Annotated in this window: 17 protein-coding genes, 2 tRNA genes and 3 rRNA genes; 11 read left to right on the plus strand and 11 right to left on the minus strand. The window is 58.6% G+C overall.

All coding sequences use genetic code 11. The features are described 5' to 3' along the window. Positions 1–53 precede the first annotated feature (53 nt). The gene (locus tag HU742_RS07720; protein WP_186641682.1) at positions 54–623 is read left to right on the plus strand and encodes a TetR/AcrR family transcriptional regulator; all 570 of its coding nucleotides are present in this window, start codon (positions 54–56) and stop codon (positions 621–623) included. Between the two features lie 7 nt (positions 624–630). Here HU742_RS07720 and HU742_RS07725 read toward each other — a convergent pair whose 3' ends face one another. Further along, entirely contained in the window at positions 631–912 is a 282-nt protein-coding gene (locus tag HU742_RS07725; protein WP_186611432.1) for a hypothetical protein, read from the minus strand. 166 nt (positions 913–1,078) lie between these two features. Beyond that, positions 1,079–1,966 (minus strand): threonine/homoserine exporter RhtA, encoded by an 888-nt coding sequence (gene rhtA / locus HU742_RS07730; RefSeq protein WP_186641684.1) that lies wholly within the window; start codon positions 1,964–1,966, stop codon positions 1,079–1,081. Between the two features lie 670 nt (positions 1,967–2,636). Between rhtA and HU742_RS07735 the strand changes: the two genes are divergently transcribed. From HU742_RS07735 to rrf, 5 genes are all read left to right on the plus strand, one after another. Next, positions 2,637–4,173 (plus strand): 16S ribosomal RNA (locus tag HU742_RS07735). Between the two features lie 123 nt (positions 4,174–4,296). Further along, a tRNA-Ile gene (locus HU742_RS07740) sits at positions 4,297–4,373 on the plus strand. A 10-nt stretch (positions 4,374–4,383) separates the two neighbouring features. Further along, positions 4,384–4,459: transfer RNA gene (locus HU742_RS07745), tRNA-Ala, on the plus strand. A 246-nt stretch (positions 4,460–4,705) separates the two neighbouring features. Then, positions 4,706–7,597, plus strand: a 23S ribosomal RNA gene (locus HU742_RS07750). A gap of 161 nt (positions 7,598–7,758) precedes the next feature. Next, positions 7,759–7,874: ribosomal RNA gene (rrf, locus tag HU742_RS07755) — 5S ribosomal RNA — on the plus strand. The 16S, 23S and 5S rRNA genes sit together here with 2 tRNA genes alongside, the layout of an rRNA operon. Positions 7,875–7,973: 99 nt before the next feature. On the opposite strand, the gene HU742_RS07760 is transcribed toward rrf, so the two are convergent. Further along, complete coding sequence (locus tag HU742_RS07760) at positions 7,974–8,375, minus strand: lysozyme inhibitor LprI family protein (RefSeq protein ID WP_186640014.1); 402 nt, start codon at positions 8,373–8,375, stop codon at positions 7,974–7,976. Positions 8,376–8,494: 119 nt separating this feature from the next. On the opposite strand from HU742_RS07760, the gene HU742_RS07765 reads away from it, so the two are divergent. Beyond that, the gene (locus HU742_RS07765) at positions 8,495–8,953 is read left to right on the plus strand and encodes an SRPBCC family protein (protein ID WP_186615741.1); all 459 of its coding nucleotides are present in this window, start codon (positions 8,495–8,497) and stop codon (positions 8,951–8,953) included. Between the two features lie 574 nt (positions 8,954–9,527). On the opposite strand, the gene HU742_RS07770 is transcribed toward HU742_RS07765, so the two are convergent. Further along, positions 9,528–10,475, minus strand: a complete 948-nt coding sequence (locus HU742_RS07770; RefSeq protein WP_186642160.1) for an AraC family transcriptional regulator — start codon at positions 10,473–10,475, stop codon at positions 9,528–9,530. Between the two features lie 198 nt (positions 10,476–10,673). Here HU742_RS07770 and HU742_RS07775 point away from each other — a divergent pair, with 198 nt between their 5' ends. Continuing rightward, positions 10,674–11,411, plus strand: a complete 738-nt coding sequence (locus HU742_RS07775; RefSeq protein WP_186642161.1) for an SDR family oxidoreductase — start codon at positions 10,674–10,676, stop codon at positions 11,409–11,411. A gap of 36 nt (positions 11,412–11,447) precedes the next feature. Here HU742_RS07775 and inhA read toward each other — a convergent pair whose 3' ends face one another. Further along, positions 11,448–12,134: an isonitrile hydratase gene (inhA, locus tag HU742_RS07780; protein WP_186640008.1), complete on the minus strand. Its 687-nt coding sequence runs from the start codon at positions 12,132–12,134 to the stop codon at positions 11,448–11,450. A 99-nt stretch (positions 12,135–12,233) separates the two neighbouring features. Here inhA and HU742_RS07785 point away from each other — a divergent pair, with 99 nt between their 5' ends. Then, positions 12,234–13,226 (plus strand): GlxA family transcriptional regulator, encoded by a 993-nt coding sequence (locus tag HU742_RS07785; protein ID WP_186642162.1) that lies wholly within the window; start codon positions 12,234–12,236, stop codon positions 13,224–13,226. Here HU742_RS07785 and HU742_RS07790 read toward each other — a convergent pair. Both HU742_RS07790 and HU742_RS07795 read right to left on the minus strand, forming a co-directional pair. Next, positions 13,195–14,097: an alpha/beta fold hydrolase gene (locus HU742_RS07790; protein WP_186640004.1), complete on the minus strand. Its 903-nt coding sequence runs from the start codon at positions 14,095–14,097 to the stop codon at positions 13,195–13,197. The genes HU742_RS07785 and HU742_RS07790 overlap by 32 nt on opposite strands. A 28-nt stretch (positions 14,098–14,125) precedes the next feature. Beyond that, positions 14,126–14,503, minus strand: coding sequence for a hypothetical protein (locus tag HU742_RS07795; protein ID WP_186642163.1), 378 nt, complete (start codon positions 14,501–14,503; stop codon positions 14,126–14,128). 474 nt (positions 14,504–14,977) lie between these two features. On the opposite strand from HU742_RS07795, the gene HU742_RS07800 reads away from it, so the two are divergent. Further along, a complete protein-coding gene (locus tag HU742_RS07800) occupies positions 14,978–15,349 on the plus strand; it encodes a DUF6124 family protein (protein ID WP_186642164.1) in 372 nt (123 codons plus the stop codon). 39 nt (positions 15,350–15,388) lie between these two features. Here HU742_RS07800 and HU742_RS07805 read toward each other — a convergent pair whose 3' ends face one another. Then, positions 15,389–17,212 carry a glycoside hydrolase family 15 protein gene (locus tag HU742_RS07805; RefSeq protein WP_186642165.1) on the minus strand — a complete coding sequence of 608 codons (1,824 nt, stop codon included), beginning with the start codon at positions 17,210–17,212 and terminating at the stop codon, positions 15,389–15,391. After that, positions 17,205–18,005: an SDR family oxidoreductase gene (locus HU742_RS07810; RefSeq protein WP_186639997.1), complete on the minus strand. Its 801-nt coding sequence runs from the start codon at positions 18,003–18,005 to the stop codon at positions 17,205–17,207. The genes HU742_RS07805 and HU742_RS07810 overlap by 8 nt, the downstream gene beginning before the upstream one ends. Positions 18,006–18,162: 157 nt before the next feature. Between HU742_RS07810 and HU742_RS07815 the strand changes: the two genes are divergently transcribed. After that, complete coding sequence (locus HU742_RS07815; protein WP_186639995.1) at positions 18,163–19,335, plus strand: MFS transporter; 1,173 nt, start codon at positions 18,163–18,165, stop codon at positions 19,333–19,335. 30 nt (positions 19,336–19,365) lie between these two features. Here HU742_RS07815 and HU742_RS07820 read toward each other — a convergent pair whose 3' ends face one another. Both HU742_RS07820 and tam read right to left on the minus strand, forming a co-directional pair. Next, on the minus strand, positions 19,366–20,499 hold the full coding sequence (locus HU742_RS07820; RefSeq protein ID WP_186642166.1) for a cupin-like domain-containing protein: 1,134 nt from the start codon (positions 20,497–20,499) through the stop codon (positions 19,366–19,368). Between the two features lie 81 nt (positions 20,500–20,580). After that, the gene (tam, locus tag HU742_RS07825) at positions 20,581–21,351 is read right to left on the minus strand and encodes a trans-aconitate 2-methyltransferase (RefSeq protein WP_186639991.1); all 771 of its coding nucleotides are present in this window, start codon (positions 21,349–21,351) and stop codon (positions 20,581–20,583) included. Positions 21,352–21,404 lie beyond the last annotated feature (53 nt).

Raw genomic sequence — 21,404 nt, forward strand, 5'->3', positions numbered from 1 at the left:
AACGTTATGCTAAGGTTCGGTGGACGTCAAGGTGAGTACCAAGAGGCAGGACGATGCGTTATTCAGCCAATCACAAGATGGAAACCCGCGAAAAGCTCCTCGTTAGCAGCGCCATGTCAGCCAAGAAGTCGGGTTTTTCGACGGTAGGGGTTGATGGTCTTATGAAGGCGATCGGATTAAGCGGCGGTGCGTTCTACAGTCACTTCTCATCCAAGGACGAGCTTTTCAAGGTAATTATCGAGCGAGAGCTCGCCCACAGCCTGGACCGTTTGAGCGGCGACGGGGTGATGGACTCAACGAAACTGCAGCGTTGTCTCAAGCAATACCTGAGCATGAGCCATGTCGAGCAACCCGAAGCAGGGTGCGCCTTGCCGGTACTGGGAGCCGAGATTGCGCGTTCGGATCTGGAGGTTCGTGAAGCGGCACAAGCGTGGATCTGCCGTCTGCACGAAAGTTGGGCGCAAATACTGGGAAGCGGCAGTCTTGCGTGGGCGATCCTGTCGCAATGCGTGGGAGCGTTGGTCGTCGCGCGAATGTTGGCGACACCCGAGGTCCAGCGTGAGGTCCTCAAGTCCAGTCATGATGAAATCAGCCGCCGAATAGCCGAGCGGCCATTCGATTGACCTGCGCTTATTTGCAGATGACGATCATGCTGCGGCTGGTGTAACCGGCGGGGTTGAGTCCGAAGGGATAATCCCCCGGTTCCTCGACGGCGTCGCCCGACTTGGCGATGACCTTGTAGTTTTTTGGGGCGCATGAATTGGCGGCGGTAGCAGCACACTGGTCCCAAGATGACGTCAGGCCAGAGCAATTGATGTGCAGGCCTTTTTTACCGCGTTTGATTTCGGTTTTCGATGTCGCCGCGCAGCCCGCAACCGCAAGTACGGCGATCAATATCAAAATTCGTTTCATTCCCGTCCTTATGCCGTCGTGGATCTTCTGTCTACGTACGGCTGCGTTCGCTTTCGCTTGAAGCGTTCATGACGTCCTGTATGAAAAAATCCATGTCTGACATTAGGTTACGGGGCTAAACATGGCCTAAATGGCCGGTAAATACCAGAGCTATGTAAAAAACTGCTCAATCCGCCGCAACGGCGGGCTTTGCGGTATCGCCCATGGTCAGCGTCGCGCCGATCGAAGCGAGGATAATGCAGGTGATGGCGCTCCACTGGGCCAGGGACAGATACTCTTGGAGGAATAACAGGCCCGACAACGCGCCTATCGCGGGCTCGACGCTCATAAGGGTTCCAAACGTACGCGCGGGGATCCGGGTCAGGGAGATCATTTCCAAGGTATAAGGCAGGGCAGTGGAGAGTATGGCAACTGCAATGGCGACCGGGATAAGACTTGGCGTAAGTAGCGCGGCCCCGGCATGGACGATGCCGATAGGGGCTACAAACAAGGCGGCGATCATGACGCCCAATGCCGCGGTCTGCACGCCGTTATCCGCTCCTGCCTTTTGGCCAAACAGAATGTACAGCGCCCAACACACGCCTGCTCCCAGGGCATAGCTGGCTCCGGTCAGATCGATGCTGGCGCTGGCTGCTCCGGTTGGTATGAGTAACAGCAGTCCAATCACTGCCAGGGCAATCCAGAGGAAATCAATTGCTCGGCGAGAGGCGTAGATGGCAACGGCCAAGGGGCCGGTAAACTCCAGTGCCACGGCAATGCCCAGTGGAACCGTGCGAAGCGACATATAGAAGAGGAAATTCATACCGCCCAGGGCCAATCCGTAGATGACCACGGTGCGCAGGGACTGGGCGGTGAGTTTGGCTCGCCAGGGTCGTAGCAACAGCAACATGATGAGGCTGGCAAAAATGAGCCGCAGTGTAGTGGTGCCTTGGGCGCCTACAACCGGGAACATGCTTTTGGCGAGGGATGCTCCGGACTGGATGGATGCCATGGCTATGAGGAGCAGGGCAACCGGATATAGGGTAGCTACCAGGTTGCGATTGGGAGAAGTCATTTACAGGGTGTCATCCAAGAAAAGGCGAGAAAGACTGGTTTGCGCAATATAGTGCGCATTTCAAGCGATACCGTCTATATATAAGACTGATTGGGGCCATTTCGGTCTGGAAGGCTGGAAAAGCGAAATAAAGGGTTGACGGCAAATTCTGGGTGTCTATAATTCGCCCCACTTCCGGCGCAGTCGAAATGGAAAACTCCTTGAGTTTCAAAGAGTTAAGTAGGTTTCGATGTAGGCGGGCTTCAGTTCATCGAAGCACGGAAGGAGTGGATAGGGCGGTGTTGTCTGGCCCTGTCGACGGTTCGATCTTCTCGGTCGAAAGCGGTGTAAAAGAGGTGTTGACAGCAGCGACTAACGCTGTAGAATTCGCCTCCCGCTAACGAGAGATCGAAAGCGCAAGTGGTTGAAGTTGATAAGGAAACTTTGAAAACTTCTAAAAATAACCGCTTGACAGATACACGGGGCGCTGTAGAATGCGCGCCTCGGTTGAGACGAAAGACTCAGCCAACCGCTCTTTAACAACTGAATCAAGCAATTCGTGTGGGTGCTTGTGGGGTCAGACTGCTAGTCAACAGATTATCAGCATCACAAGTTACTCCGCGAGAAATCAAAGATGTAACCAACGATTGCTGAGCCAAGTTTAGGGTTTTCTCAAAACCCAAAGATGTTTGAACTGAAGAGTTTGATCATGGCTCAGATTGAACGCTGGCGGCAGGCCTAACACATGCAAGTCGAGCGGTAGAGAGGTGCTTGCACCTCTTGAGAGCGGCGGACGGGTGAGTAATGCCTAGGAATCTGCCTGGTAGTGGGGGATAACGCTCGGAAACGGACGCTAATACCGCATACGTCCTACGGGAGAAAGCAGGGGACCTTCGGGCCTTGCGCTATCAGATGAGCCTAGGTCGGATTAGCTAGTTGGTGGGGTAATGGCTCACCAAGGCGACGATCCGTAACTGGTCTGAGAGGATGATCAGTCACACTGGAACTGAGACACGGTCCAGACTCCTACGGGAGGCAGCAGTGGGGAATATTGGACAATGGGCGAAAGCCTGATCCAGCCATGCCGCGTGTGTGAAGAAGGTCTTCGGATTGTAAAGCACTTTAAGTTGGGAGGAAGGGCATTAACCTAATACGTTGGTGTCTTGACGTTACCGACAGAATAAGCACCGGCTAACTCTGTGCCAGCAGCCGCGGTAATACAGAGGGTGCAAGCGTTAATCGGAATTACTGGGCGTAAAGCGCGCGTAGGTGGTTCGTTAAGTTGGATGTGAAATCCCCGGGCTCAACCTGGGAACTGCATTCAAAACTGTCGAGCTAGAGTATGGTAGAGGGTGGTGGAATTTCCTGTGTAGCGGTGAAATGCGTAGATATAGGAAGGAACACCAGTGGCGAAGGCGACCACCTGGACTGATACTGACACTGAGGTGCGAAAGCGTGGGGAGCAAACAGGATTAGATACCCTGGTAGTCCACGCCGTAAACGATGTCAACTAGCCGTTGGGAGCCTTGAGCTCTTAGTGGCGCAGCTAACGCATTAAGTTGACCGCCTGGGGAGTACGGCCGCAAGGTTAAAACTCAAATGAATTGACGGGGGCCCGCACAAGCGGTGGAGCATGTGGTTTAATTCGAAGCAACGCGAAGAACCTTACCAGGCCTTGACATCCAATGAACTTTCCAGAGATGGATTGGTGCCTTCGGGAACATTGAGACAGGTGCTGCATGGCTGTCGTCAGCTCGTGTCGTGAGATGTTGGGTTAAGTCCCGTAACGAGCGCAACCCTTGTCCTTAGTTACCAGCACGTTATGGTGGGCACTCTAAGGAGACTGCCGGTGACAAACCGGAGGAAGGTGGGGATGACGTCAAGTCATCATGGCCCTTACGGCCTGGGCTACACACGTGCTACAATGGTCGGTACAGAGGGTTGCCAAGCCGCGAGGTGGAGCTAATCCCACAAAACCGATCGTAGTCCGGATCGCAGTCTGCAACTCGACTGCGTGAAGTCGGAATCGCTAGTAATCGCGAATCAGAATGTCGCGGTGAATACGTTCCCGGGCCTTGTACACACCGCCCGTCACACCATGGGAGTGGGTTGCACCAGAAGTAGCTAGTCTAACCTTCGGGAGGACGGTTACCACGGTGTGATTCATGACTGGGGTGAAGTCGTAACAAGGTAGCCGTAGGGGAACCTGCGGCTGGATCACCTCCTTAATCGACGACCGCAGCTGCTTCATGAGCTCCCACACGAATTGCTTGATTCATTGAAGAAGACGATAGAAGCAGCTTTAAGCTCCAAGCTGATAGCTCACAGCTAACAGTTACAAGCTCGAAATTGGGTCTGTAGCTCAGTTGGTTAGAGCGCACCCCTGATAAGGGTGAGGTCGGCAGTTCGAATCTGCCCAGACCCACCAATTTTGTAATGGGGCCATAGCTCAGCTGGGAGAGCGCCTGCCTTGCACGCAGGAGGTCAGCGGTTCGATCCCGCTTGGCTCCACCACTACTGCTTCGATTGTATAAAGCTTAGAAATGAGCATTCCATCGGTTCGATGGTGAATGTTGATTTCTAGTCTTTGACTAGTTCGTTCTTTAAAAATTTGGGTATGTGATAGAAAGATAGACTGGACGTTACTTTCACTGGTAACGGATCAGGCTAAGGTAAAATTTGTGAGTTCTCTTAGTTGAGAAATTCGAATTTTCGGCGAATGTCGTCTTCACAGTATAACCAGATTGCTTGGGGTTATATGGTCAAGTGAAGAAGCGCATACGGTGGATGCCTTGGCAGTCAGAGGCGATGAAAGACGTGGTAGCCTGCGAAAAGCTTCGGGGAGTCGGCAAACAGACTTTGATCCGGAGATGTCTGAATGGGGGAACCCAGCCATCATAAGATGGTTATCTTGTACTGAATACATAGGTGCAAGAGGCGAACCAGGGGAACTGAAACATCTAAGTACCCTGAGGAAAAGAAATCAACCGAGATTCCCTTAGTAGTGGCGAGCGAACGGGGACTAGCCCTTAAGCTTCTTTGATTTTAGCGGAACGCTCTGGAAAGTGCGGCCATAGTGGGTGATAGCCCTGTACGCGAAAGGATCTTAGAAGTGAAATCGAGTAGGACGGAGCACGAGAAACTTTGTCTGAATATGGGGGGACCATCCTCCAAGGCTAAATACTACTGACTGACCGATAGTGAACTAGTACCGTGAGGGAAAGGCGAAAAGAACCCCGGAGAGGGGAGTGAAATAGATCCTGAAACCGTATGCGTACAAGCAGTGGGAGCCCACTTTGTTGGGTGACTGCGTACCTTTTGTATAATGGGTCAGCGACTTATTTTCAGTGGCGAGCTTAACCGAATAGGGGAGGCGTAGCGAAAGCGAGTCTTAATAGGGCGTCTAGTCGCTGGGAATAGACCCGAAACCGGGCGATCTATCCATGGGCAGGTTGAAGGTTGGGTAACACTAACTGGAGGACCGAACCGACTACCGTTGAAAAGTTAGCGGATGACCTGTGGATCGGAGTGAAAGGCTAATCAAGCTCGGAGATAGCTGGTTCTCCTCGAAAGCTATTTAGGTAGCGCCTCATGTATCACTGTAGGGGGTAGAGCACTGTTTCGGCTAGGGGGTCATCCCGACTTACCAAACCGATGCAAACTCCGAATACCTACAAGTGCCGAGCATGGGAGACACACGGCGGGTGCTAACGTCCGTCGTGAAAAGGGAAACAACCCAGACCGTCAGCTAAGGTCCCAAAGTTATGGTTAAGTGGGAAACGATGTGGGAAGGCTTAGACAGCTAGGAGGTTGGCTTAGAAGCAGCCACCCTTTAAAGAAAGCGTAATAGCTCACTAGTCGAGTCGGCCTGCGCGGAAGATGTAACGGGGCTCAAACCATACACCGAAGCTACGGGTATCACGCAAGTGATGCGGTAGAGGAGCGTTCTGTAAGCCTGTGAAGGTGAGTTGAGAAGCTTGCTGGAGGTATCAGAAGTGCGAATGCTGACATGAGTAACGACAATGGGTGTGAAAAACACCCACGCCGAAAGACCAAGGTTTCCTGCGCAACGTTAATCGACGCAGGGTTAGTCGGTCCCTAAGGCGAGGCTGAAAAGCGTAGTCGATGGAAAACAGGTTAATATTCCTGTACTTCTGGTTATTGCGATGGAGGGACGGAGAAGGCTAGGCCAGCTTGGCGTTGGTTGTCCAAGTTTAAGGTGGTAGGCTGAGATCTTAGGTAAATCCGGGATCTCAAGGCCGAGAGCTGATGACGAGTTACCCTTTGGGTGACGAAGTGGTTGATGCCATGCTTCCAAGAAAAGCTTCTAAGCTTCAGGTAACCAGGAACCGTACCCCAAACCGACACAGGTGGTTGGGTAGAGAATACCAAGGCGCTTGAGAGAACTCGGGTGAAGGAACTAGGCAAAATGGCACCGTAACTTCGGGAGAAGGTGCGCCGGTGAGGGTGAAGCACTTGCTGCGTAAGCCCACGCCGGTCGAAGATACCAGGCCGCTGCGACTGTTTATTAAAAACACAGCACTCTGCAAACACGAAAGTGGACGTATAGGGTGTGACGCCTGCCCGGTGCCGGAAGGTTAATTGATGGGGTTAGCTAACGCGAAGCTCTTGATCGAAGCCCCGGTAAACGGCGGCCGTAACTATAACGGTCCTAAGGTAGCGAAATTCCTTGTCGGGTAAGTTCCGACCTGCACGAATGGCGTAACGATGGCGGCGCTGTCTCCACCCGAGACTCAGTGAAATTGAAATCGCTGTGAAGATGCAGTGTATCCGCGGCTAGACGGAAAGACCCCGTGAACCTTTACTATAGCTTTGCACTGGACTTTGAATTTGCTTGTGTAGGATAGGTGGGAGGCTTTGAAGCGTGGACGCCAGTTCGCGTGGAGCCAACCTTGAAATACCACCCTGGCAACTTTGAGGTTCTAACTCAGGTCCGTTATCCGGATCGAGGACAGTGTATGGTGGGTAGTTTGACTGGGGCGGTCTCCTCCTAAAGAGTAACGGAGGAGTACGAAGGTGCGCTCAGACCGGTCGGAAATCGGTCGTAGAGTATAAAGGCAAAAGCGCGCTTGACTGCGAGACAGACACGTCGAGCAGGTACGAAAGTAGGTCTTAGTGATCCGGTGGTTCTGTATGGAAGGGCCATCGCTCAACGGATAAAAGGTACTCCGGGGATAACAGGCTGATACCGCCCAAGAGTTCATATCGACGGCGGTGTTTGGCACCTCGATGTCGGCTCATCACATCCTGGGGCTGAAGCCGGTCCCAAGGGTATGGCTGTTCGCCATTTAAAGTGGTACGCGAGCTGGGTTTAGAACGTCGTGAGACAGTTCGGTCCCTATCTGCCGTGGACGTTTGAGATTTGAGAGGGGCTGCTCCTAGTACGAGAGGACCGGAGTGGACGAACCTCTGGTGTTCCGGTTGTCACGCCAGTGGCATTGCCGGGTAGCTATGTTCGGGAAAGATAACCGCTGAAAGCATCTAAGCGGGAAACTTGCCTCAAGATGAGATCTCACTGGGACCTTGAGTCCCCTGAAGGGCCGTCGAAGACTACGACGTTGATAGGCAGGGTGTGTAAGCGCTGTGAGGCGTTGAGCTAACCTGTACTAATTGCCCGTGAGGCTTGACCATATAACACCCAAGCAATTTGCTGATCCTGCCTGCAGGGCGCCAGATTGCGGTGTGTGAAGACGAAACGAACCGAAAGTTCGAATCTCACAAAAACACCGAAGCTATCACATACCCAATTTGCTGAAGCGAGGCCAACTGGCCACGATTCGGTACCCGAATTTCTTGACGACCATAGAGCATTGGAACCACCTGATCCCATCCCGAACTCAGCAGTGAAACGATGCATCGCCGATGGTAGTGTGGGGTTTCCCCATGTGAGAGTAGGTCATCGTCAAGATTAAATTCCGAAACCCCTATCTGCTGACGCAGGTAGGGGTTTTGTTTTTGCGTCAAAAAATAGGATGACCTAATGATCATCCTCTTCAGCATCCCTCAATCAAGCCTCAGGCACCGGGCAGCTCAAATCGCCCTCCTTGCATTTCAGATAAGTCTTGAGCGTCTCGATACGCGCCTTCGTAACGGCTGTAATACACTCATTGTGGATCATTGGATAGACGCTACCGCCTTCAACGCCGGACGCAGAAAAGCTGCATTCAGCGTCACGAAAGCCGATCCAGGCACGTTGCGCCTTGACCAGCAGTTGCTTGGCTTCGGCATTGTCCTTCAGGCGCGCTGTGATTTGCTTGTACAAGCTGTTCAGCTCCTTGTCGGCGGCCTTGTTCTCTTGGGCCGAGCACTGGTTCAGGTCACCTTGGCTCGTGGCGTCGGTGCAATCTTCAGCGTGGACAGCGGCGATGAATAACAGGGGGATCAGGGGCAGAAGCAAGCGGCTGGACATTATCTATCTCTCCTTGAGGTAAAACTGCCGGAGGAGTGTACCCAAACAACGCATCGATACAACTTTCCGGTTGGCCTAGCGGTCTTACAGGCCTACTGTTAAACACAGGAGGTGACCCCATGCATTTATCCGATCGTATCGAAAGAAAGATCCTACTGAAGGCGCCGCGTTCACAAGTCTGGCGCGCTCTGGCCAATGCTGAGACCTTCGGCCAATGGTTTGGTGTAAACCTCGCGGGCAAACGGTTCGTTGCGGGTGAGCGCACCCAAGGGCAGATCACCTATCCGGGGTATGAGCATCTTGTCTGGGATGTGGCGGTGGAACGCGTCGAGCCCGAGCGGGTGTTCTCATTTCGCTGGCATCCTTACGCCGTCGATCCGCAAACCGATTACTCCCAGGAATCTGAAACCCAAGTGCAGTTCGAACTCGAAGACATGAATGGAGGGACCTTGCTAAAGGTGGTGGAGTCGGGTTTCAAAAAGATTCCCGAGGCGCGCCGACTCAAGGCCTTCCGCATGGACAGTCGCGGCTGGGATGAGCAGATGGCGAACATTGAAGAGTTTCTGAGCAAATCGTGATGGCTACCCAGGGTAGCGATACCTGACGGGACTAGGGGTTTGCGGAAGGGAGCGTATGGCGAATGGCTTACACTCGGTGGTAGCTATTTCCTCTATTTCACTTTGGATCCGAGGCGTAATCTGCACTTATCCACTGAGCACAGGGAGTGCTCAGGATCAGGGAAGATCGGCCTTGCAAGGATTGCTATCGACAGGGAGTCGTAATGGTCTTGGAAAAACCCGCTTAGGCGGGTTTTTTTTCGTCCTTTAAAAGATCAGAAGGCGTTGTGTAGCCAAACGCTTACACCGCGATGCTGCTTTGTCGTCTTTGCTCATCAAGGTGACGGGGCTAATCTGTGTCTACCCACTGAGCACAGGGAGTGTTCGGGGTCACGGATGACGGGGCCAGGCACGGAATGCCAGACAGGAGTCAAACTGGTCCTCAAAAAACCCGCCTAGGCGGGTTTTTTTTCGTCTTGAAGAAAGTAGGTCCCTCATGCTTGTCTTGCTGCATGGGTTCAGAGTAGGGGGGAGTCGGGTGCGGTCGTTAGTCGGAAACTGCCCTGCGTTTGCCTGATCCTGTTTGCGTGCAGACTCAGGCGCTGCTGGCTTGCAACGCCATGGCACGCAGGCGGGCGATGTCCTTGCTCGGCGAGGCGCCGAATAGACGGCTGTATTCACGGCTGAACTGCGAAGGGCTTTCATAGCCCATCTTGTAGCCGATTGACGAAACGTCGCTGTTCTCCGCCAGTAAAAGTCGCCGGGCTTCTTGCAGGCGCAACTGTTTTTGATATTGCAGCGGGCTCATGGCGGTCACGGCTTTGAAACGATGATGCAGTGCCGAGGCGCTGAGATTGATCATCTGCGCCAGGCTTTCGATGCTCAGCGGTTCGGCGTAATGCGTGTTGAGCCACTCGATGGCGCGGCTGATGCGGTGTGTCTGGGTGTCAGGAATGGCAATCTCATGCAGGCGTCGGCCTTGGGCACCCCGCAACAGTCGATAAAAAATCTCCTGCTGGGCCAAGGGGGCGAGGGTCGCAATGTCGTCCGGACTGTCCAGCAGTCGCAGCAAGCGCAGCATTGCGTCGAGCAGGGGCTCATCGATTCGGTCGAGAAACAACCCGCGATCGGCTCTTTCGGTTGGCACGCCGATTGGGCTGGCGTCGGCGATCAGTCGGCAGATTTGCGCCGGGTCGATGTCCAGGCGGATGCACAGGTACGGTTGATCGGGGCTAGCCTCGATCACCTGGCCGGCCAACGGTAGCGTCACCGAGACCACCAGGTAGTTAAGCGGATCATAAACGTAGCGTTCGTCCGCGAGCGTGACCTCTTTGCGCCCTTGAACAATCACGCACAGCCCAGGCTTATGCACGACGTGCAAGGCTTCGGTGGGATGGTCGCTACGGATCAGGTGCAACGCCTCTATAGCCGTGGAATGAACGCCATATTCCGGCGCGAAGCGCTTCATCAAGTTCGCCAGTTCGGCGCGACGCAGGTCTACGCCATTATCAGGCGCGATGGTGATGGAGGTGGATACCGACATGCCGATCAATCTCCCTGCCCAATTCAATGGATCGCGCTAGTAAAGCCGATTGCAGTCGCGACGACCAGAGGCGTTATCGTTACAGGATCGTGCAAGTGCGCAGGAGAATCCGGCTAACCCAAGCCTCGGAAGGCTTCTTAATCTGGACCTGTCAAAACGCTCCCTCCGGGGCCAACGTATCCAGACGAGGAAATCATCATGTCCGATATTCAAAACAAAGTAGTGGTCATCACTGGCGCAAGCAGCGGGATTGGCGAGGCGGCGGCGCGGTTGCTGGCCGCCCGGGGTGCTTCTGTTGTGCTTGGCGCCCGGCGCGTGGACCGCTTGCAAGCGCTGGTGGAGGAACTTCAAGCCGCGGGCCAGCAGGCCGCCTGCCGAGCCGTGGACGTGACCCGTCGTGACGACGTCCAGAGCCTGATCGATTTCGCTGTCGAAAGATTCGGACGGGTTGATGTCATCGTCAACAACGCCGGGGTCATGCCGCTCTCCAAGCTCGAGGCGCTGAAAGTCGAGGAATGGGATCGCATGATCGACGTCAACATTCGTGGCGTGCTTCATGGCATCGCCGCCGGTTTGCCGCTGATGCAGCGCCAACGCAGCGGCCAGTTCATCAACATTGCTTCCATCGGTGCCTACACCGTCAGCCCCACGGCCGCTGTGTACTGCGCGACGAAATTTGCTGTACGGGCGATTTCCGAGGGCCTGCGCCAGGAGGTCGGTGGCGATGTTCGCGTGACGGTGATTTCACCTGGCGTGACCGAGTCGGAACTGGCCGAAAGCATTTCCGACGAAGGCGGGCGCGCCGAGATGCGCGAGTTCCGCAAGATTGCCATTCCCGCCGAGGCCATTGCCCGGGCCATTGCCTATGCGGTCGAGCAACCGGCGGACGTGGACGTCAGCGAACTGGTGGTGCGGCCGACGGCCAGCCCGTTCTAAACCAGGCACTTTATTGGAGTGCCTGGCTTGATCGCTTTACGCCGATTCCAACCGCGCCGCAGCCCGCTGGGTGATCTGCGAGCGCACCCGGAACGACTCCGCCGAGCGCCGGTTGGCCTCTTCGAGCACCTGCGTCGGTGCGCTGTCCGGAGAACCTGCGGCGAACGGTGGAGCCGGCGCGTATTCAAGCTGCAGTTGGACCAGCTCGGCGGTGTCCTGGTCGAACAGCTCTGCTGCCAGGGTCAAGGCAAAATCGATTCCTGCGGTGATACCGCCGCCGGTGAACAGGTTGCCGTCGCGGACCACGCGATCGTTGACCGGCGTCGCTCCCAAGGGCTGCAACAAACTGTGGAAGGCCCAGTGGGTGGTGGCACGTTTGCCACGCAACAGTCCCGCCGCGCCGAGTACCAGCGAACCGGTGCACACCGAAGTGATGTACTTGGCGTGGGCCGCCTGGCGCTTGATGAACGTCAGGGTCTGCTCATCTTCCATCAACGGGCCGACGCCGCTGCCGCCGGGGACGCAGATGACGTCGAGTTTCGGGCACTCCTCGTACGTGGTGGTTGGCAGCAGGACGAGTCCGGTGCTGGAGGTGACGGGCGCCAGGTCTTTCCAGATCAGGTGGATTTTCACATCCGGCAACGAGGCCAGCACGTCGTACGGGCCGGTGAGATCCAGCTGCTGGACCTGAGGGAATAACAGAAAACCGATCTGCAAGGTCATGTCGCTTTCTCCTTTGATTAGTGCCCGAGGGGTGGACGGTTTTAGTTTAGGTCCGTAGTCTTTGGCTTATTCGCCAATAAGCCCTCGAATCACGCCAATATGCCCAATCAGCCGAAAACCGTTCATGTGCTGGCCTTCGCCAACGTGCAAGTGCTTGATGTCACCGGGCCTTTGCAGGTATTCGCGTCGGCCAACGATCTGCTCCGTGGGCAAGGCCTGCCGGTGCCGTACGCGCCGACGGTCATTGCCGCCGATGGTGGGGCGGTGATGTCGTCGGCGGGATTGGCGCTGATGGCCGAGCCGCTGCCCAGCGAAGCCAGCGACACGCTGCTGATCGCCGGCGGTTGGGGCGTTTACGAAGCCGCCGAGGATCCAGCCTTGGTGGCTTGGGTCAAGGCACAAGGGCTGCGTTCGCGCAGGGTGGCGTCGGTGTGCACTGGGGCGTTTCTGCTGGCGGCCAGTGGATGGCTGGACGGACGCCGGGTGGCGACTCACTGGACCCGCTGTGAACAACTGGCCCGGCAACATCCAAAACTACAGGTCGAACCCAATCCCATTTTTATCAACGACGGTCCGGTGTGGACCTCCGCCGGGGTCACCGCCGGGATCGACCTGGCGTTGGCGCTGGTCGAAGAAGACTTGGGCCGAGCGGTGGCCCTGGAGGTTGCGCGGCACTTGGTGGTGTTTCTCAAGCGCCCCGGTGGGCAATCGCAATTCAGCGCTACGTTGGCGCTACAGAAGCAGGGCGGTCGCTTCGATGAGTTGCATGCATGGATTGCCGAAAATCTCATCCAAGACCTGGGCTTATCGAGCCTGGCCGCCAAGGTCGGCATGAGTGAGCGCAGCTTTGTGCGCCACTACCGCACCGAGACCGGCCAGACCCCGGCCCGTGCCGTAGAGCTGATTCGCGTGGAAACCGCTCGGCGCCTGCTAACCGACAGCACCGTGCCGATCAAACGCGTAGCGGTGCAGTGTGGGTTCGGCAGCGAGGAGACCCTGCGTCGAAGCTTCATGCGCGCGATGGACGTAACCCCTCAGGCCTATCGCGAGCGTTTCGCGATCAGCCCTCAAGCAGGTCCAGCAGCGCCTTGAGCGTCGCTTCGGGCGCCTCCTGGGGAATATTGTGGCCGACGCCGGCCAACACGCGACGTTCATAGCGCCCGGTGAAATGCCCGGCATCGTCATCGTGTTCGGACGGCGGGCCCACGCCGTCATTGGCCCCGCACAGGGAAATGCTCGGCACACCGATGGCCGGTTGCGCCGCCAGCTTTTCTTCCATCCACTCAAGGGCCGGGTCCCCCGGCGCGTACCCGAAACGATGGCGGTAGGAGTGAATCACCACCTCGACAAAATCCGGGTTATCGAATGAAGGGGCGGTGAGCGGATACAGCTCGGCGCCGCGTTGCCAGGTCGGCGACCACAGGCGCCAAAGCAATTGGCACAATTCACGCCGGTTTTGTCTCAGGCCTTCGACGCCCCGGGCGGTGTGAAAGTAATATTGGTACCACAGGCGATGTTCATCTTCGGGCCCCAGCGGTTGGGTCGAATGAGGAATGTCCTGCAAGTTATAGCCGTCGCCCGTGACCAGGCAGCGCACGCGTTCGGGCCACAGGGCGGCGACGATGCAGGCGGCGCGGCCCCCCCAGTCATAGCCGCACAGCGCCGCTTGCGGGATATCGAGCGCCTGCATCAGGTCCAGCAGGTCCTGGGCCAGTGCCGCTTGCTGGCCGGAGCGGGCGATAGCGGGGTTGTTGAACCGGGTCGGGCCATAGCCGCGCAGGTACGGCACGACGACTCGATAACCGCGTTGGGCCAGGGCCGGCGCAACCTCGTCAAAGGCTCGTGGGTCGTAGGGAAATCCATGCAGCAGAATCACTGGCTCACCGCTGGCGGGGCCGTGTTCCTCATAGGCGATGCGCAGCAGTGGCGTCACCGCGAAATTCACCTTGGGTGCAGCTGTCATGTTGGCCTCCGGCATCGCTCGGTTGTGGTCAGGCGGGTTCCTGGTTCACGTATTTGGCGCGGTCCGGGGTGAAGGTCACGACCATGTTCGTGCTGGAACAGGTCAAGGTCCGTTCCTGGGTCAGATCGATGTCCAAGTCCTCGCCGCGCAGGCCCTGCCATTGGGCCAGGTACTTGAGACAACCGAATTTTGCGTTCTTCTTCAGGCTGCGGCTGACGCCGCCTTTCCAACCCAGCACCGGCAATTCACCGGCCAGGCAACGGTGTGCCAGTTCAGGAAATCTCGCCGCTCGATCGCGGCCGATTTCCCAGCATTTGATCAAGCCTTTGTCCTGGTCGCTCCACAGTTCTTCTCGGTTCAAGCCTGTTCGAGGCGCGGTGGTGATGGGGCGTCTGATGTGCGTCATGTCGGATCCTTGAATCGGGTTTATCGGGCAGCTCCGCTGCACCCGTGAGTGCATCGATCTTAGGAGAGGGGGGCGGGGCTGGCAACCTGAAGTGGGGCGTGGCCATCAAATTTGTACAGCTTTTGTGGCGAGGGGATTTATCCCCGCTGGGCTGCACAGCAGCCCCTCTATTGGTCCTACAAAAATTGTGGCAAGTCAGAATTTTCCGACGAGTCGTGGCGGTTGGTGGTTCGGAAGCGCCGGGGATAGGCTTTGTCCGTCGCTGCAAAATCAGCGACCGGGCTTGGTCGTCCGGGTTTAGAATGGCGCACGGTGCCGCGCGAGCGGCTGGCTGCTTTATGGCTGACTGTGCGTGGGAGGGCTCCGGGCCCTGCCGGGTTTCCATTCCCTGGTCGACCAACCTGCGTACAGTTCGCCACCCCTCCGCTTGGTCGCGGAAATGGCGGACTCCACTTTTGAATGGAGCTGCACGTCATGGTCAAGATCACCCCCAATCCCCCCAAAAAAGCCGAGAACCTCTCCGCCTACACCCGGCTCGACTCGCAAGAGCGCCGCGAAGCGGCTGATCGCGCGTTACGCATTCACTTATCGCCCGACACCCCAGCCAAGCCCGACACCCAGCAAGGCCAGGTCTTTTGCGTGGTGCCAGGTCTCAACACCGAATCCCTGCTGACCACCCTCAGCGAAACCCTGGCCTCGGCCAATGCGATGGCCAGTGACCTGGCATTCGACCTGGAAGGCTCACGGCGGCATGTGGCGTTGGGGCTTCAGCAGTTGATCGAGCTGGGCACCTTGCTGGTCAACCGTGCCCTGAATGACATCGAACTGGCGGAGCCAACTCGGTAGTCGAAACACCGCCACAAAATCCGAAGCGTTGAGCACCGCTCACGGCTGCCAGTGATTTTTCTCCCCGCTCAACTTGCGGTCCAGAAAGCTCGCCGCGCTGATCAGCGCCAAATGGCTCAACGCCTGGGGCAGGTTGCCGAGATGGTAGCCATGGCTGTCGAATTCCTCGGCATACAGCCCCAGCGGATTGGCATAGCGCAGCAGTTGCTCGAACTCCAGCTGGGCTTTCTCCACGCGGCCGGCGCGGGCCAAGCATTCGACGTACCAGAATGAGCAAGCCACGAACGAACCCTCGGTACCGCTGAGGCCATCAATGGGGCTGTCGTCGTTGCGATAGCGGTACACCATGCCGTCGCGCACCAGGTCCTTTTCGATGGCGTCCAGCGTCGACAGCCAGCGCGGGTCGCGGGCGCTGACGAAGCGCACCAGCGGCATCAGCAACATCGAACCGTCGAGCGCGGTGCTGCCCAGGCGCTGGACGAAATGCTGGTGTTCGTCGTTCCAGAAATTCGTCCAGATGTCTTCATAGATAGCCTGGCGAGTCTCGTCCCACCGGGTGAACGGGGCGGGCAGGGAACGTTTGCTCGCCAGGCGAATGGCGCGGTCCACCGCGACCCAACACATCAGTCGCGAATGCAGAAAATGTTGCTTTTCGCCGCGCATCTCCCAGATGCCCACGTCCTTGTTCCGCCAGATTTCGCAGACCTGATCGACCACATCGACGGTGTGTTTCCAGCCTTGGTGGGAGATGGCTTCGCCGTATTTGTTGACCAGATACACTGCGTCCATCAGCTCACCGAAAATATCCAGCTGCACCTGCTGGTAGGCCAGGTTGCCGATGCGCACTGGCCGAGCGTTGCCGTAGCCGCTCAGATGGGTCAATTCGGTTTCCGGCAGTTCGAGCCGGCCATCCAGGCCGTAAAGGATATTGAGCTTGGTCGGTTGGTCGCGGCAGTCGCTGACGCGGCCGCGCAGCCAGCGCATGTAGGCGTTGGCCTCGTCGATAAAGCCCAGGCGCATGAATGCATAGACGGTGAACGAGGCGTCGCGGATCCAGGTGTAGCGGTAGTCCCAGTTGCGCTCACCGCCGCGGCTCTCCGGCAGACCGAAGGTGGCGGCTGCGATGATGGCGCCCTGCTTGCGCGAGGTCAGTAGTTTCAGCGCCAGCGCGGAGCGATTGACCATCTCTCGCCAGCGTCCGCGGTAGTTCGATTGGCTGATCCAACCGCGCCAGAACGCCAGGGTTCGCTCCAGGCACAGGGCGCTGGTGTCATCGACCAGACGCGCATCGTCGATGCCGCCCAGCAGGAACTCGGCGGTCTGGCCTTGCTCCAGGGTGAACTCGGCCGTCGCGGCCTGGCCGTCCAATGTCATGGCCTGATCGGCGCACAAACGCAGGCTCGGCTGTTGAGGGGCCTTGAAGATAACGTGGTCACCGTCCCTGCGCGCGGTGGTCGCCGCGCGGGAATAATCATGGCGCACCGCGCAACGCATGCGGAAGGTCGCGCTGCCGACAGTCATGCGCACCCTGCGCATCAACACGGGCAAATCGTCCTCGCTGTCGCCGATGGGCAGCAGGTCGGTAATCTCCACCACCACGCCGTCGCTCAGCCAACGGGTTTGCAACACATTGGTGTCGGGCAGGTAGATTTGCTGGCGGCGGGCATCCGGCAGGTCCGGAGCGAGTTGGAAGATGCCCGCTTCGGGGGTGTCCAACAGCGAACAGAAGATCGACGGGCTGTCGAACTCCGGCCAGCAGAAAAAATCCACGCTGCCTCGATCATTGACCAGCGCGGCCGTGCGCATGTCGCCAATGATGCCGTGGTTTTCGATGGGGCTTTGCGGTTCGTCATGATCAGCCATTGCCACGGAACCCCGGATAAAGGCTCATTCCGCCGTCGATGAACAGCGTGGTGCCCACCACATAATCGGAGAGGTCCGACGCCAGCCAGACCACCGCGTTGGCGACATCGTCGACATCGCCGACCCGGCCATAGGGAATCAGCTGCAACAGTTGCTGTTCTTTTTCACCTTCCATGGCCTCACGGTTGATAGCCGTGCGAATCGCGCCAGGGGCGATGCTGTTGATGCGGATTCGCTGGTGGCTGGTCTCCTGGGCCAAGGTCTGCATGAGCTGGTCGATACCGCCCTTGGAAGCCGCGTAATTGACGTGGCCGGCCCAAGGGATGCGCTGATGCACCGAACTCATGTGGATGATCTTGCCGGCAGCCCGGGACACGCCTTGGCGAATGCCCTGGCGGTTGAAGATCCGCAGGGCGGCGCGGGCGCAAAGGAACTGGCCGGTGAGGTTGACGCCGATAACGGTGTTCCAGTCATCCAGGCTCATGTCGACGGCGGCGGCGTCTTTTTGCAGGCCGGAGTTGGCCACCAGAATGTCCAGCGTGCCGAAGGCGTCCAGGGTCTCGGCGAACAGTCGCTCGACGTCCTGTTCCTTCGACACATCGGCACCGATGGCGATGGCGCGGCCACCGCTGTCGTTGATTTCACGGGCCAGTTCTTCGGCCGGGCCGGCGCTGGAATTGAAGTTGAGCACCACGGCGGCACCGGCCGCCGCCAACGCCTTGGCCGAGCCTGCGCCAATGCCGGAGCTGGCGCCGGTGACCAGGGCAACTTGTCGGGCGAGGGAAATCTGCATGGGATAGCACCTTGAATCGAGGGCCTTACTTGCTGACTGGCGACAGGCCCGGAGAGTTCATTTGCAGGCAACGGTCTTCACATTTCCCCCACAGTTTCGCGCTTCCCCGGCACGGGCCTTTATGGCAACTTGCAGGCCCTTGTTGAGGTGTCATTCCATGGCAAACCCCTATCGCGAACTGTTCACCGCCCCTGGCAGCCGCGGCTTCGTGCTGGCGGGGATGATCGCGCGCATGCCGATCTCGATGACGGGCATCGGCGTGATCACCATGCTTGCGCAGCTCAAGGGCGGCTATGGATTGGCCGGCGCGGTGGCGGCGACGTTCGCCTTGGCGACGGCGTTCTGCGCGCCACAGGTGTCGCGGCTGGTGGACCGTTTTGGTCAGGGTCGGGTCTTGCCATTGGCGGCGCTGGTCGGTGGCGGGGCGTTGTTGCTGTTGCTGCTGTGCACGCGATTGCAGGCACCCCACTGGACGCTGTTCCTGTTCGCCGCCCTCGCTGGCTGCATGCCGAGCATGTCGGCGATGGTGCGGGCGCGCTGGACCGAGGTCTATCGCGGCCAGCCGCAACTGCGCACTGCCTATGCGCTGGAGTCGGTGCTGGACGAGGTCTGTTTCATTGTCGGGCCGCCGCTGTCGGTGGGGCTGTGCGTGGTGGCGTTCCCGGAGGCGGGGCCCCTGGCCTCGGTGCTGCTGCTGGCGATCGGCGTGACAGCGTTTGTCCTGCAACGCCACACCGAGCCGCCGGTGCATCCGCACCAGGCGCATCACCAGGGTTCGATCATCAGTTCCAGCGACGTGCTTTTGCTGCTGTTGTTGATGGTCGCCATGGGCGTCATCGTCGGGGTGGTGGACGTGGTCAGCGTGGCCTTCGCCCAGCATCAGGGGCAACCGGCGGCGGCGAGCATCGTGTTGTCGGTCTACGCCATCGGCTCCTGCCTGGCCGGCCTCGCGTTCGGGGCGCTGCGCTCGAAAGTGCCGTTGCCGCGGTTGTTCCTGTACGGCGGGGTGGCGACTGCGCTGACCACGCTGCCACTGCTGCTGGCGAGCAATATCCTCGGGTTGTCGCTGGCGGTGTTTGTCGCCGGGTTGTTCTTCGCGCCGACGCTAATCGTCGCCATGGCCTTGGTCGAGCGCATCGTGCCACCGGCCCGGCTCACCGAGGGCCTGACCTGGCTGGTGACGGGCCTGAGCATCGGAGTGGCCATCGGCGCGGCGGGTTCGGGTTGGCTGGTGGATACGTTTGGCGCGCGCAGTGGTTTCTGGTTGGCAATCGCTGCCGGGGCGGTGGTGATGGGGGCTGCGGTGCAGAGTTATCGGCAGCAAAAATAACGCCCATGTCACAGGGAGTTGTTTCGACCGTCACCAACCCCGCCCCGAATTCACCCAGAAGTTCACCGACAGCGACGTGGACACCGACTCCACTTGGTGGAACCAGCCCTCGGGCAAAAACAACAGGTCCCCAGCCTCCAGCGTCACCCGCAGGAACGTCACGTCCCGGGCGCGAGGGAAGCGATCATAGTCCGGCGCGTCCGGGTTGAAATCACAGCCGTCCAGCCCCCCCTGGGGCGCGGTCGACCAGGTGCCCAGGGCTTCGCGGTGATGGGGCGCGGCGAGGGTGAAGGTTTTCCGGCCCCAGACCTGGGCGAACAAGTTATCGGTGTCGTCGCGATGCAGCGGCGTGAGGGTGCCCTTGGGACCGATCCAGATGCGCGGCGGGATGAACAGCGAAGGGTCGAAGTAGGGCGGGTATTTGATCTGCTCCAGCAGTTGCGCCGGCAGGATGTTATTGCCCATGTAGGCCGGTGGCTCACCGTCGGCGCCTTTGATCGCCGGGCTGTCGAGGGAAGCAATGAAATCGGCCATGGACGTTGAGCGGAAATCCCGTTCCGTGGAGAAGGTTTTCTTCACGTAATCGCCGTGACGGGTGATGCCTTGCAACTCGGCAAAGTGCACCAGCGACTCTTCCCTGCTGAGCTTGAACAACGGCCAGTCCTGCAACGCGTCGCTGATGACCAGCGGGATGCCGTGGGGCAGGTAACGCGCCTGGAATTCCTGCAACGACAGTTCGCTGCGCGGTCGGCGCTCCACGCTGTATTGGATTGGCAGGCTGGCGGTGAGCGTCTCGCTGAAACGCGACGGCGTGGGGTAGCGCTTGTTCATGTCGACCTTTTCCACGGGGCGGGCGCCGTGACGGGCATGATCGATGATCTGCGGCAGCAACGTCGCCAGGCCCATGTTGCCGCCGATCTTCAAGCGACCGCTGGCAAACAGTTCCTCGACGTTAGCCATGCCGGCCATGATCCCGAGAAAGTCTTTTTCCGCCACTTCGATGGTGACGTCCGGGCTGGCGTGTCGGCCGGCCTGGGTGCGGCTGCTGGCCTTGACCTCGGACCAGTACGCCTGGTGCGGGCCGAACACGAATTGGAAAACGCCTTCGATACCAACGGCGCCGGCGTTGGCGAACAGTTTGCCCAGGATGGTTTGCAGGTCCACGGCGGTCACTCTTGTGGGTTTCGGTCCTAGCAGGTAACGAGGGCCCGCAAGCTAAATTTAGCCCTCGCTGCTGACCGGCCCCTAGCGCGTCGCGACGATGAACAACCTTGGAAACGGCAACAGGACCGAGCCATCGACCAAGGCGGGATAAGCCTGCTCGATGGCCGCGAGATATTGGCGAAGGTATTCCTCGCGCTGCGCCTCATCCAACGGCTCGAGGAACGGCCGCAAGCCGCTGCCCTTGAACCATTCAACGACGCCCGAGGCACCATCGGCCAGCGGATGATGGTAGGTGGTGCGCCACACATCGACGCGCGTGCAGTGGGGCTTGAGGATCGAATAATAGGTGCTGGCGTCGGCCACTTCCGTGCGCGTGTCCGCCGCGCCGGCCAGTTGACTGGCCCAGGGACCGTTGGCGGCGATGTCGCCCATCAAGCGATGGGAAGGCTGGTGCAAGTTGTCGGGCATCTGGATCGCCAGGCTGCCACCCGGCGCGAGTTTTTCCACCAGCGACGGCAACAGCGTGGCGTGGTCGGGTAGCCATTGCAGCACGGCGTTGGCGAAGATCAGGTCAAAGGGACCGCCTTCATTCCATCGTCCGATATCGGCAGTGGCGAATGTCACGCCGGGCAGGCGCTTGCGGGCGGCTTCGATCATGTCGCCGGAGCTGTCCAGGCCACGCACCGTTGCGCCGGGGAACCGGTCCACCAGCAGTTCGGTGGAATTGCCGGGGCCGCAGCCCAGGTCGATCACGTCGCGCGCCTGCACAGGCGGGATGGCCGCCAGCAGATCGCGGGCTGGGCGGGTGCGTTCCTGTTCAAAAGCGACATATTGTTGGGCGGACCAGCTCATTGTGTTCTCCTTGAGGGCAGACCAAAGCCATTGGGCGTGCAGTATAAGGCGCA

Source organism: Pseudomonas marvdashtae (genome assembly GCF_014268655.2).
Lineage (GTDB): Bacteria > Pseudomonadota > Gammaproteobacteria > Pseudomonadales > Pseudomonadaceae > Aquipseudomonas > Aquipseudomonas marvdashtae.

What these genes read in the sequence shown, in the direction of transcription:
- HU742_RS07770 (WP_186642160.1), bottom strand. Translation starts at nt 10,475, where the DNA reads ATGTCGGTATCCACCTCCATCACCATCGCGCCTGATAATGGCGTAGAC.
- HU742_RS07725 (WP_186611432.1), bottom strand. Translation starts at nt 912, where the DNA reads ATGAAACGAATTTTGATATTGATCGCCGTACTTGCGGTTGCGGGCTGC.
- tam (WP_186639991.1), bottom strand. Translation starts at nt 21,351, where the DNA reads ATGAGCTGGTCCGCCCAACAATATGTCGCTTTTGAACAGGAACGCACC.
- HU742_RS07720 (WP_186641682.1), top strand. Translation starts at nt 54, where the DNA reads ATGCGTTATTCAGCCAATCACAAGATGGAAACCCGCGAAAAGCTCCTC.
- HU742_RS07815 (WP_186639995.1), top strand. Translation starts at nt 18,163, where the DNA reads ATGGCAAACCCCTATCGCGAACTGTTCACCGCCCCTGGCAGCCGCGGC.
- HU742_RS07795 (WP_186642163.1), bottom strand. Translation starts at nt 14,503, where the DNA reads ATGACGCACATCAGACGCCCCATCACCACCGCGCCTCGAACAGGCTTG.
- HU742_RS07805 (WP_186642165.1), bottom strand. Translation starts at nt 17,212, where the DNA reads ATGGCTGATCATGACGAACCGCAAAGCCCCATCGAAAACCACGGCATC.
- HU742_RS07775 (WP_186642161.1), top strand. Translation starts at nt 10,674, where the DNA reads ATGTCCGATATTCAAAACAAAGTAGTGGTCATCACTGGCGCAAGCAGC.
- HU742_RS07800 (WP_186642164.1), top strand. Translation starts at nt 14,978, where the DNA reads ATGGTCAAGATCACCCCCAATCCCCCCAAAAAAGCCGAGAACCTCTCC.
- inhA (WP_186640008.1), bottom strand. Translation starts at nt 12,134, where the DNA reads ATGACCTTGCAGATCGGTTTTCTGTTATTCCCTCAGGTCCAGCAGCTG.
- HU742_RS07765 (WP_186615741.1), top strand. Translation starts at nt 8,495, where the DNA reads ATGCATTTATCCGATCGTATCGAAAGAAAGATCCTACTGAAGGCGCCG.
- HU742_RS07810 (WP_186639997.1), bottom strand. Translation starts at nt 18,005, where the DNA reads ATGCAGATTTCCCTCGCCCGACAAGTTGCCCTGGTCACCGGCGCCAGC.
- rhtA (WP_186641684.1), bottom strand. Translation starts at nt 1,966, where the DNA reads ATGACTTCTCCCAATCGCAACCTGGTAGCTACCCTATATCCGGTTGCC.
- HU742_RS07790 (WP_186640004.1), bottom strand. Translation starts at nt 14,097, where the DNA reads ATGACAGCTGCACCCAAGGTGAATTTCGCGGTGACGCCACTGCTGCGC.
- HU742_RS07785 (WP_186642162.1), top strand. Translation starts at nt 12,234, where the DNA reads ATGCCCAATCAGCCGAAAACCGTTCATGTGCTGGCCTTCGCCAACGTG.
- HU742_RS07760 (WP_186640014.1), bottom strand. Translation starts at nt 8,375, where the DNA reads ATGTCCAGCCGCTTGCTTCTGCCCCTGATCCCCCTGTTATTCATCGCC.